Raw genomic sequence first — 12,101 nt, forward strand, 5'->3', positions numbered from 1 at the left:
CTTGAAAACAAGGATTCTTTCCCGCCTTCCGGATTTGATTTATCTTGATCCCCGCTCCGAGCCCAAAAAGATGGTAGGCAGCGATGGCAAACATAATCGTCCAAAAGTACGGGGGAACATCTGTAGGATCTCCCGATCGCATCCGGAACGTAGCCGGTAGAATCAAACGTTATCATGAAGAAGGCAACCATGTTGTCGTAGTCGTTTCCGCAATGGGCCATACGACGGATGAGCTAGTGGACCTGGCTGATAAGATCACTAAAAATCCTCCAAAGAGAGAGATGGATATGTTATTGTCCACTGGAGAACAGGTTTCTATTTCTCTTCTCGCAATGGCTCTTTGGGATGTTGGAGTTCCTGCAAAATCATTCACAGGTTCCCAGATCAAAATGATCACTGACGGGAACTTCTCCAATGCAAAGATCCAAGGAGTGGATCGTTCCAGAATAGATGCAGCGTTAAATTCAGGAAACGTTGTGATCGTAGCAGGATTCCAAGGGATAGACCTAGACGAAAATATCACTACCTTGGGAAGAGGCGGTTCGGATACTTCTGCGGTAGCGTTAGCCGCCGTACTTGGCGCAAAAGAATGTGAAATTTATACGGATGTGGACGGGGTTTATACCGCGGACCCAAGAGTGGTTCCCCAAGCCACTAAACATTCTCAAATCACTTATGAGGAAATGTTGGAACTCGCAAGCCTAGGCGCCGGAGTTCTTCATTCCAGAAGCGTTGAATTAGGAATGAATTACGATGTGGTCATTCATGTACGTTCCAGCTTTAATAATAATCCGGGGACTTTGGTTGTAAACGAGGACAAAATTATGGAAAAATTGAAAGTAAGCGGAGTTACCGCAAAGAACGACCAAGCCAGAATTACGATCGCGGATGTTCCTGATAAACCGGGACTCGCAGCAGTTCTATTCGGAGACTTAAGCTCCAAAGATATTCTTGTAGATGTGATCGTTCAATCTTCTCCTTATAATGGAAGAAACACTATCTCTTTCACAGTTCCTAAAAAAGACCTGGTCCAAGCTCTTCCTATTTTGGAATCATTCTCTAATTCTCAAGGAGCTAAAAAGCCTGAGATCAATGAGGAGATCTCTATCGTTTCTGCAGTAGGGATCGGAATGAAATCCCATGTAGGAGTGGCCGCTCAAATGTTCAAAGCTTTGGCGGAAAAAGAGATCAATATCGAAATGATCTCCACTTCAGAGATCAAAATATCCTGCGTAATCCCAAGAATTCATGCAGAAACAGCCGTAAACAAGATCCACGAGACCTTCGGGCTTTCGAAAAACAGTTGAACAAGAGAGGATCGGGAACATCCTTTCCCTGTGTTAGGAATTTTTCCCGGATCCTCAGCTTCATTTTCGCGTAAACTCGCCTTATTCTCCGGTATACTTTCTATAGGTATATTCACCTCGGAGATCAGGCCCGCAGAATCCTTAGATAGGATCATCGCTACAGTCGGAAGCCAATCCATCAGCGATCTAGATTTCGACGATGCTCAGGAAAAATACCAAAAACTGACCAAGTACCTCAAAAACGAGGACATGAGAAAATCTCTGCGCACTCGTATCATAGACTTTCTGATAGATAGAGCAGTTGTGGATTCGATCGCAGAAGATGAATCCATCCAGGTGAATGAAAAAAGACTAGAGAGCGAGATCGAAAAAAGAATGGAGTTTATGGGGATCACTTCTCGTAAACAATTCGAAAAAGCGGTCGAGTCCAGCTCAGGAATGTCTTACGATCTTTGGTATACGGAACTTCCTTACCAGATCAAAAAAACCCAGTTAATGCAATACAAGGTGCCGAACCATCCACCTTCTGATAAAGATATCCGAAATTGGTACGCTCAAAACAGAGAGAAGGTAGGATTCGAAGTCCAATATAGACAGATTGCTATCTCTCCCGCAAATGATTCCATCACGGAAGAGTCCAGGATCCACAAAGAAGCAAATGAGATCAAAAAGAATGTTCTATCTGATCCTGCTTCCTTCGGTTTGATCGCAGGTTCTCCTAGAAATACGGATGCAAACTTAAGAGCCAGAAAAGGACTTATGGATTGGGTTTCTTCTTTCGAATTATATAAAACGAATCGTTCTGTTGCAGTTGCATTATCTACTGTTCCAGTCGGTTCAGTTTCAGAAGTATTCAGAGACGAAAGAAAACGTTATTGTATCGTTAAGGTAGAAGGTAAAAGACCTACTCCTTTAGAAAACGTACGCCAAGGGATCGTAAATCTTCTCAGCCGTGAAAAAGAAGACGAAAATTTTATAAAATGGGTAAGAGAATCCAGGTCCACTGTGCCGATACAGATCTTCGACGAAGCTTATAAAAAAGAGAACAAGATCCCGGACCAACAAGAAACCTTGAACTTGGATTAAGTCCGGAAATCCAGAACGGAACCGATCCTAGATTAGAATATGAAATATCCTCCCCAAGCTATCGTATTTTATCTAAAAGAAGATCTTATATCCGTAAAAGGAAATATAGATCAGGGAAACCAACTTCGGTATTTAGAACTTACTCTTAAAAAATTATCTTCCGTATTAAAAGGAATTCCGGTTTATTCAAACAGAAAACTCGGAACTTCGGACGAATCCAAAAAGATCTCCACTCAATTCGAATATTCTAATTTTATAATTCTAGAATCCGGATCAGAAGCTGAATTTTTTTCCAAGATCTGCGATATTCTTCCTTCTTCCAGAACGGGAGATCCTGAATGGGACGAGACCTGTTTTCTGGTTTTTGATGGATTTGCACCACTATTGGATCCGACTCTTACGGAAGAATTGATACTTCGTCATGAAAAGTATCTGGCACAGTATTCTTATTCTGAAAATCTTCCTCCTGGGATCGTGCCCAGAATTCTTTCCAGAGAATTTGTAAGAAGTTTACCTGCGGAATACGCAGGTTCGACCCAAGACTTCTTAGCCAAAAATATCAATCAATTCGATACTGAAATTTTTTATACTTCTCCTGACCTCCGACAATGGAGATTGGATTTCTCAGCAAACAATCCAAGGTCTTTCAGACTATTAGATTCTTTATTAAAGGAGAAGGAAAACTGGAAGTATGATGAGATCCAATCCTTCCTGATCTCACATCCTGAAACATTCCGTTCTGCTCCTAGTTACTACGAAGTAGAATTATACAGAGGCTGCGAATACGAATGCAATTTCTGCCCAAGACAAAATCTAAAACCGGAAGAAGATAATATAACCTTAGATCCTCAAGTGTTAGATAAACTTTTATCTCAGGCAGAAACATTAGGGCTTCCTTATAGTGTATGTTTTGGCGGATTAGGAGAACCTACACTTCATCCTAAATTTCCGGAACTTGTCCAAAAAACTTTGGCATCATCCAATCTAAAGGAATTATTCATAGAGTCCGCTTCATACGGCGATCTCTCCGGTTTTATCAATTTAATTTCTTCCTTAAAAGAAGAAGAAAAGAAGAAGATCAGCTTGATCGTTAATCTCACCACCAGAGATAAAAAGGCTTATTCTCAACTCTATGGAAAGGACAACCTGGACAAGGTTTTACAGAATCTGGCAGCAGTTTCTCAAGTTTTACCAAAATCATCTATCCATCTTCAATTCCTAAAAATCCAAGAAGTGGACTCTGAGTTGGATTCCTGGTATGAACAGGCCCAAAAAGAAGGATACGAAATCATTTTACAAAAATATAATTCTTATTCGGATATTCTTCCCCAACGCAGAGCTTCCGATCTCACACCTTTGGGAAGAGACTTCTGCTGGCATATTTCCAGAGATATATATCTAAACGCAGACGGAGAAGTTTCTATCTGTAAACAAACTCCAGGCTCTAAAAAACATTCTATAGGGAATCTAAACAAAGATTCCTTGGAACAAATTTGGGCGAAAGGAAATCCTTTCTTCACTTCTTCCGCGAAAGGAGCACATGAATCTATTCCTGCTCCTTGTCTTTCCTGCGATGAGTGGTATACATTCAACGCCTAAGCCTAAGATCCGTTCTTTATTCGCTTTCATACAGGCGAGGACCGGATCTACAAGATTCCCCAAAAAAGTAATCCGTCCCATCCCTTCTAATTCGGATAAGACTATCTTAGATCATATCCATTCCAGGGTTTTAAAGATCCTTCCAAATTCCAGGATCGTTTATCTAATCCCGGAAGGAGATTCAGAACTGGGATCCTTTTTGGAAAAGAGAAACATGAATCACTTCTCCGGGCCATTGGAAGATGTTCGTCAAAGATATATTCTTGCGGCAGAAAAATTCCAAGCGGATGCGATCCTCCGACTCACAGGAGATAATCCATTTTACGATACAACTCATCTGGATCTGCTCATCCAAACGTTCATAGAATCTGATTCAGATCTGGCGTATTTTAAAGGCTTACCTCTCGGAACTGGAGGAGAAGTTTTCAGAACTTCCGCACTTTTAGATCTTTCTGATTCACAACAAGAAGAAAGACATAAAGAACATGTAAGCATTCATATAAAAGAGGATCCTACAAAATACAAAATCACCGCCATCCCAAGTTTATTAACAAAAGAAGAAGGTTCCAGATTAGCAAATTTTAGACTGACTGTGGACACCCCCGAAGATTTTGAAACGATCTCAGATCTAATTTCCCAAAAATCTTTCGAAACCATTAGCAATTTTAATACAAAAGAATTTTTAGAATGGGAGAAGGGCTCACCTTCTCTATTCCAAAAGAATTTAGATGTTCCCCAGGTAAGATTTAATCTTCCTTCTCCAAACCAAACGATCAAAGGAAAAGTAGGAGTATTGGTCGCCCCTGCAAAAGAATTCGGTTCAGGACATTTTTCCAGAACTTCTCTTTTGTATTCTTTTTTGCCTTATAGAGGTTGGGAACCCGAATGGATCTTGTCTTTCCCAAAAGACGGAGAATATAATATTCTTCTAATAGACTACAGAGATATAGAAGTTCCGGTCTCTTACCAAAAAACAAAGGTCCTGCTACTAGATCATTTCGGAAAAGATAAACAGAAATATGATTTTTGGGACCTTCTTCCCCATTCTCAAAATGATCCAAACTTCGACTGGGAACAGGTCTTAATTCCTCCGAATCTGATCTCAACAGCTATAAGTGAGAAAAAGAATCCAACAAAAGATTACGGGATCTTTTGTTACGCAGGAAACCTAAGAGAAGAAGAATCCGAAAATCTGGATACATTCCTACTCCAGAATTCTTCCAAAAAGAAGATTCGGATCGGAGGAACTCCTCCTAAAAATAAAGAGATAGAATATTTTTCTAGACTATCCAGAGTTCAATATCTACAAAAACTACGATCTTCCGAAAAGTTCTTAGGATATTTTGGCCAAAGCTTATTCGAGGCTTTGTATTTAAAAATACCTTCTGCAACATTCTCCATTTCCCCAATTCATAGAGAACTTTCTTCTATTTTAGAAAAATATAAAATTCCATTCACAGACTTAAAAGGAAAGGCCGAGTTTTCCTTAGGAATTAAAACGGTCGGTGAAAACGGATACAAACTCTTACTCGATAAGATAGATTCTTTATAAAGACCCTAAAACCCTCCGCGACTTTGCGCCTCTGCGTGAAATTAAAAAATAGAAAATTACCACGCAGAGACGCGGAGCCGCAGAGTAACTAACGTGCCCGTACCAGGGCGGCGTACTATTTTGAGACTGTGCGGAATTTGGATTCCACGTTCCGCCGACTTAAACCCGCACCCAATGCCGAGTCGACCGACCGTCGGATTTTCCGCCAGAAAGTCAGGAAACATTTTTCATTTTATTTGTTTCCTTTGTTGATTTTTTTGCCCATTGTTTTGAAATATGTTTGACCGACGCATAGTCGGATGTATTGTCAAAACCGACTAACGGTCTATACCGACCGTCGGTTTAGCAGGAGGAACCCCAATGATCCCAGCGAAAATCTCCACAAAAGAAAGAATTCTAAACGAATCCAGAAGGCTATTCTTCGAAAAAGGATACGAAACCACATCCATTCAGGACATTCTATCCGCTTTAGATATAGCTAAAGGAACCTTTTATCACCATTTTCAATCCAAAGAAGAACTTTTAGAAGAGATCGCAGTGCAATTCGCAAAAGAAGCGCATGCGGCTATGCAAGTAGAGATTGGAGATCTTGGATCAGAAGGCACCGGCCTGGATAAACTCCGCAAAGCACTCATCGTTGCAAGAAACTGGAAAAAAGGTAAATCGGAAGAAGTTCGCTTCCTTCTGGAATCCCTTTTCTCCGCCAGCAATCTTCAATTGAGAGATAAGATCAGACGCAAATCCGTAGATTTAAGTTTTCCGTTATTTGCTTCTTTAATAGTAGAAGGCCAGCAGGACGGATCACTCAAAAGTGAACTGAGAGCGGATCACCTGACTTCCATTATTTTTGACCTAAGCGATGCTTTGGGTGAAAAAGTTGCTTTCTATCTTTTAGGAAGAAGTAAAGAATCCGAGGCCGATCTATACGACCTGATGCTTTCTTATCACAAAACGATAGAAGATCTGCTCGGCTGCCCGGATGGCGGATTAGATTATTTTAGCAGAGAAGATTGGAGCGAGCTCGCTCAACTTTTCAAAGGTGGTGCGGTTTCGGCTCCAAGCTTAGAACCTTTACCATTGGTTGCGAACGCAGGTTAAGTGAAAAAGGGTCCTGCCCCTAGGACAAATATATGCTACTTTATGCATTGGTTCCCACACTCCCCAGATTGGATTCTAATTCAAATCCGGACGTGGAGGACTATTTAGAAAAAACTCCTTCCGTAAGGAGTGAAAAATTACAGGATTTGGTGGATTCGATCCGGGAAGAATTTTCCGATCTGAGAGAAAGTTTGAAATATGGTATGCCTACTTTCGAAAGAAATGGGCGATGGGTCGCATTCTCGAACCATAAAAACCATCTTTCCGTCTATTTCTGCGAAGAGTCTTTTGTAAGAGCGTTCCGTGCTAAGTTCCCAAAATCGGAAAACGGCAAGAACTGTGTGTTGATCAAAGATAAGGAGAAGTTCCCTTCTTCTTATTTGAAAACATTGCTCAAAAAGACCTTACAATAAGGAAAGATATCTCTCTAACTATCTCGTTATAAAACGGATCTTTAGTTCTTAAGGCCCTGGAATAATACTCTGGGGCTTTTTTTATAGTCCGGGACAAAAATTTAAGGTTGCCATTAGTAAATCCGGCCCCGGGCTTCAAGAGTCTGGACCTTTAGGTCCGGACTCTTACGTGTATTCTCTCTTAATTGCAGGATCAGTACGACTTGACCTCACCCTCCGACGGAAAATTCTATCCGAACGAAGGCTATGAAGAAACAAATCAGCGACCGTTACGAACCTACCAGCGTAGAACCGAAATGGATCTCTCTCTGGGAGAAGGAAAAAAGTTTTGAGCCGAACCTCAAAGCAGGGGAATCTTTTACCATCGTTCTTCCTCCTCCTAACGTGACCGGAAGCCTTCATATCGGTCACGCACTCAATCATACTATTCAAGATATTCTGACCCGTATCGAACGTAAAAAAGGGAAATCCGCTCTTTGGGTTCCGGGCACCGACCATGCCGGGATTGCAACCCAAGTAGTTGTAGAAAGAGAACTCGCCAAAGAAGGCAAAAAGAGAACGGACTTCACCAGAGAAGAATTCGAAAAGAAAGTTTGGGAATGGAAAGAACACTCGGGTGGAATGATCCAAAACCAACAGAGGCTTTTGGGAGAATCCGTAGATTGGTCTCGTTCCAGATTCACCATGGACGAAGGATTGTCCAAGGCCGTATTCAAAGTTTTCAAAACATTATATGACGAAGGTTTAATCTACAGAGGAGAAAGGATCATCAACTGGTGTCCTAAAACTCTGACTGCAATTTCGGATCTGGAAGTTGAACATAGAGAAGTTAAAGGTAAACTTTATCATTTACGTTATCCTATTGTTGGACAACCGGGCAAATATCTGATCGTTGCTACTACAAGACCTGAAACTATGTTTGGGGACGTTGCAGTTGCTGCTCATCCTGACGACGAAAGATATAGATCTTTAAAAGGTGCGGAGTTGGAACTCCCACTTACCGATAGAAAGATCCCGCTCTTATTTGATTCCTTCGTAGATAAAGAATTCGGATCCGGTTTGGTGAAGATCACTCCTGCTCATGATCCGAATGACTTCGAAGCCGGACAAAGATTAGGTCTTAAACCTTTATTAGTTATGAATCCGAATGCAACTCTGAATGAGAACGCAGGAAAATACGCTGGATTAGAAAGATTTGTAGCTCGTAAAAAAGTAATCGATGATCTGCAAGCTCTCGGTCTGGTAGAAAAGATAGAAGAACATACTCATTCTATCGGTCATAACTCTAGAGGCGGAGAAATTATAGAACCTTACTTATCCACTCAGTGGTTCTGTAAAATGAAACCTTTGGCTGAACTTGCAATCCAAGCGGTTCAATCCGGAGAAACCGAATTTGTTCCTAAACTTTGGGAGAAAACTTTCTACGAGTGGATGAACAATATTAGAGATTGGTGTATTTCCCGCCAATTATGGTGGGGACATCGTATCCCTGCATATCATTGCAAAAATTGTAAACATATAGAAGTTTCCGAAACCAAAGTGGATCATTGTCCTAAATGTAATTCCACAGAAGTGGAACAAGACACTGATGTTTTGGATACTTGGTTCTCTTCTCAGCTTTGGCCTTTTTCTACCTTAGGTTGGCCGGAGAATACGGAAGATCTAAAAAAATTCTACCCTACTTCCGTACTTGTAACCGGATTCGATATCATATTCTTCTGGGTAGCCAGAATGATCATGATGGGAAAGAAGTTCTTAGGCAAGGCTCCTTTCCAAAAAGTGATCATCCACGGATTAGTAAGAGATAAAGAAGGTAAGAAATTCTCCAAGTCCGTAGGGAACGTTATCGATCCTTTGGACATGATGAATAAGTACGGAACTGATTCTTTCCGTTTCTTCTTAGCTGCCACTTTACCGGAAGCAAAAGACGTTCTTTTTGACGAAAGCAGATTAGACGGTTATCGTTCTTTCTGTAATAAGATCTGGAACTCCAGTCGTTTCATCTTAATGAACTTGGATGCGGATTGGAAATTAGAAGATCTGGAATCTAAATACGGCTCAAAATTAGAACCGATGGACAAATGGATACTTCATAGGTTCAACGAAACTCTTACGAATTACGAAAAAGCTTATTCCAAATTTCTGTTTTTCGAAATGGCTTCTCAAATTTATGATTTTGTTTGGGGAGATTTCTGCGATTGGTATATCGAATTAGTTAAACCGAGGATTTACGGAAAACTGGGAGAAGGATCCCAAGAGATCGCAAAACAGGTACTTGCAAGTATTCTAATTAAGGCTTTAGGACTTCTTCATCCTTTTATGCCGTTCTTAACCGAGGAAATTTACGAAGTATTCAGCGAAGGAGATTTTTTGATCCAAACTCCTTTCCCTACTTCTTATAATGTTTCTTCCGGGGATGAAGGCGTTCAAAAAACGATTATCCTACAAGATGTAGTCACCCAGATCCGTGTTCAAAGAGCGGAGAATGGCGTTCCATTAGATAAAAAATGTAAAGTGATCTTAAAATCTTCTGAACCTTTGGTTGTTTCTGCAGTAAAAGATTTCGAGTTCTCTATTATACAACTAGCTCGTTTAGAAAGTATAGAAGTGAATGCGAACTATATCGGAGAAAAAACGGATTCCGTTGGTGCGTTCCGTTTCGGAGAAGTAATTCTTCCTTTAGCAGGAATGATAGACTTCGAAAAAGAAAGAGCGCGTATAGACAAAGAATTACAGAAGTTGATCCAAGAAGAAGAGAAACTCGCTTCCAAATTAGGAAATGAGAACTTTATCGCAAAAGCGAATCCGGATGTGATCGAAAAAGAAAAAGAAAAGCTCAAAACCGTCCGTGACAAAAAAGAAGTTCTCCAAAAAGGTTTGGAAAAACTAGGTTAATTTTTCGGACTAAACCGCGGTGAAATATTATGTCTAAGATCCTTTTAATCGGCTCTGGAGGTCGCGAAAGCGCTATTGCTTATAAACTCCGCCAGTCCCCTAAACTCAGTCAATTGCATGTTTTTCCCGGCAACGGAGGCTTTCCTGATTCCGAGGTTTTAGCTCCGAATTCTTTCGATCTAAAGAGTAAATCATCCGTCCAAAGCTTCATTCAAAAAAATGAATATGATTTAGTAGTGGTCGGTCCTGAAGATCCTTTAGTGGATGGGATCGGTGATTGGCTGGCGGAGATAGGAGTCCCAACTTTCGGACCTTCTGCTTATTGCGCCCAGATCGAAGGTTCCAAAGAATTTGCAAAAGCTTTAATGATAGAAGCTGGAGTCCCTACCGCTAAGTATGCTTCTTTCGAAAATTATGAATCCGCACACGCCTATGTTCAAAAAGAAGGAGCGCCTATCGTAATCAAGGCGGACGGTCTTGCGGCAGGTAAAGGTGTGACTGTTTGTAGCGAACTTTCTCAGGCTACACAGGCCCTAAAAGAGATCTTTTTAGATAATAAATTCGGAAAAAGCGGCTCCAAAGTTGTTATAGAAGAGTTCATGGAAGGACAAGAAGCTTCTATCTTTGCGATCAGCGACGGAAACACTTATTTCACTCTTCCTGCAGCCCAGGATCATAAAAGAGCGTATGACGGAGACCTTGGACCGAACACCGGCGGGATGGGAGCCTACTGCCCTGCACCGATCGTCACTAAAGAAACATTAGAAAAAGTAAATACACTTGTATTCCAACCTGTATTCGAGATCTTCCGCAAAAAAGGAAACCCTTATAAAGGCCTTCTATATGCCGGATTAATGATAGATAGCAAAGGAAATCCTAGAGTTGTAGAGTTCAATTGTAGATTCGGTGACCCTGAGACACAATGCGTGTTACCTATGTTAGAAGGCGACTTGCTGGAAATTTTCCAAGCGTCTGCCAAAGGGGCACTCGGAGGCGTAAAAATAGGTTTGAAACCCGGAGCATCCACCGTAGTCGTTTTGGCCGCTGAAGGTTACCCCGATTCTTATGAAAAGAATATTCCTTTAAATTTACCTGAAACAAATAGTAAAGATCTGGTAGTTTTTCATGCCGGTACTTCAAAAAAGGATGGAAACTTAATATCGACAGGTGGAAGAATTCTAGGAATCTCTTCCTACGGTAAGGATTTAAAAGAATCCGTGGATAAGGTTTATTCTTATCTAAACGGTTTTAAAATTTCCAAAACCTTCTTCCGTAAAGATATCGCGAGTAAAGCTCTTTAATTTTATGCCTTTTCTAGTTTCTGGAAATATCGATTTAGTCGAAAGGTCCAACCTTCGCAAATTAGAAAAACATTTAGGGATCATTCTATCCCCTCATCAATATCCATTAGAACAATATAATCTAATTCGAGCTTCCTTAAAACAGAAACTGGATTCGGACACTCTGATCCGTTCCATGACTCGAAGAGAACTATTATCTTTTATTTATATACTCACTCAATTCGGCGATGTAGTCCAAAAAGAAACTCCTGACGAGTATCTGGATGTGGAAAATGTTCCTGTAGTAATCGAATGGCAGGCCGGTCATTATATGATCCCATACGAAGTTTTGGATTTTTTAGCACAATCTCGAGTGTTCCGAAACCAAAACTATCTATTCGCATTGATCCCAGCTCTTCCAAGCAAGGAAAAGAAGGCATGGTTAGAATGGATCGGCGCAGGTTATGGCAGGACATTCCCCCGCGAGATCAATCACGAACTATATTTCCAATGCAGACATCTGCAAAAACCTTTCCAAGGTAAAAGTTTAGTCCAGGAGGAATCCATCCGATTGGAACAACTCTGGGCTCCAGGCAAAAACGAGACAGTGGATTGGTTCTATAAAGGGATCATGCCTTTTTATTCTTCCATGAAGGAACTACAACGTTCCGAAAGAGACCCGTTTCTTCTGCATGTTTTGGATCTGATCCGCTCCGGAAAACTTGTCCTAAAACGACTCCCGGAAGAATTTGGCAGAAAGGAAGAATACCAGCTTGTCTCCACGGTAGAAGGAAACACTCCTCAACTCAGAGACACCGTATTTAGCTGGGAAGAAGCCAGAGAAGAAAGCGAAGATTTCCTCTTCCGATAA

The 12,101-nt window shown here is 41.0% G+C and carries 9 protein-coding genes; all 9 read left to right on the top strand.

Annotation, left to right across the window (positions count from 1 at the left end; all coding sequences use genetic code 11):
* The first annotated feature begins 83 nt into the window (after positions 1-83).
* The 9 genes from EHR06_RS10545 to EHR06_RS10585 all read left to right on the top strand — a co-directional run bounded on the left by EHR06_RS10545 (position 84) and on the right by EHR06_RS10585 (position 12,101).
* On the top strand, positions 84-1,307 hold the full coding sequence (locus EHR06_RS10545; protein ID WP_135756956.1) for an aspartate kinase: 1,224 nt from the start codon (positions 84-86) through the stop codon (positions 1,305-1,307).
* Between the two features lie 30 nt (positions 1,308-1,337).
* Positions 1,338-2,393: a putative peptidyl-prolyl cis-trans isomerase gene (locus EHR06_RS10550; RefSeq protein WP_135756957.1), complete on the top strand. Its 1,056-nt coding sequence runs from the start codon at positions 1,338-1,340 to the stop codon at positions 2,391-2,393.
* Positions 2,394-2,432: 39 nt separating this feature from the next.
* Entirely contained in the window at positions 2,433-3,992 is a 1,560-nt protein-coding gene (locus tag EHR06_RS10555) for a spiro-SPASM protein (protein WP_135756958.1), read from the top strand.
* Positions 3,967-5,544: a cytidylyltransferase domain-containing protein gene (locus EHR06_RS10560; RefSeq protein ID WP_135757033.1), complete on the top strand. Its 1,578-nt coding sequence runs from the start codon at positions 3,967-3,969 to the stop codon at positions 5,542-5,544. The genes EHR06_RS10555 and EHR06_RS10560 overlap by 26 nt, the downstream gene beginning before the upstream one ends.
* A 360-nt stretch (positions 5,545-5,904) precedes the next feature.
* Positions 5,905-6,642 (top strand): TetR/AcrR family transcriptional regulator, encoded by a 738-nt coding sequence (locus tag EHR06_RS10565; RefSeq protein WP_135756959.1) that lies wholly within the window; start codon positions 5,905-5,907, stop codon positions 6,640-6,642.
* A gap of 32 nt (positions 6,643-6,674) precedes the next feature.
* The gene (locus tag EHR06_RS10570; protein WP_135756960.1) at positions 6,675-7,055 is read left to right on the top strand and encodes an iron chaperone; all 381 of its coding nucleotides are present in this window, start codon (positions 6,675-6,677) and stop codon (positions 7,053-7,055) included.
* Between the two features lie 246 nt (positions 7,056-7,301).
* Positions 7,302-9,950 (top strand): valine--tRNA ligase, encoded by a 2,649-nt coding sequence (locus EHR06_RS10575; RefSeq protein ID WP_135756961.1) that lies wholly within the window; start codon positions 7,302-7,304, stop codon positions 9,948-9,950.
* A gap of 29 nt (positions 9,951-9,979) precedes the next feature.
* Positions 9,980-11,251: a phosphoribosylamine--glycine ligase gene (gene purD, locus EHR06_RS10580; RefSeq protein WP_135756962.1), complete on the top strand. Its 1,272-nt coding sequence runs from the start codon at positions 9,980-9,982 to the stop codon at positions 11,249-11,251.
* Positions 11,252-11,255: 4 nt separating this feature from the next.
* A complete protein-coding gene (locus tag EHR06_RS10585; RefSeq protein WP_100706428.1) occupies positions 11,256-12,101 on the top strand; it encodes a hypothetical protein in 846 nt (281 codons plus the stop codon).

The sequence above is a fragment of the Leptospira dzoumogneensis genome (assembly GCF_004770895.1).
Taxonomy (GTDB): Bacteria; Spirochaetota; Leptospiria; order Leptospirales; family Leptospiraceae; genus Leptospira_B; species Leptospira_B dzoumogneensis.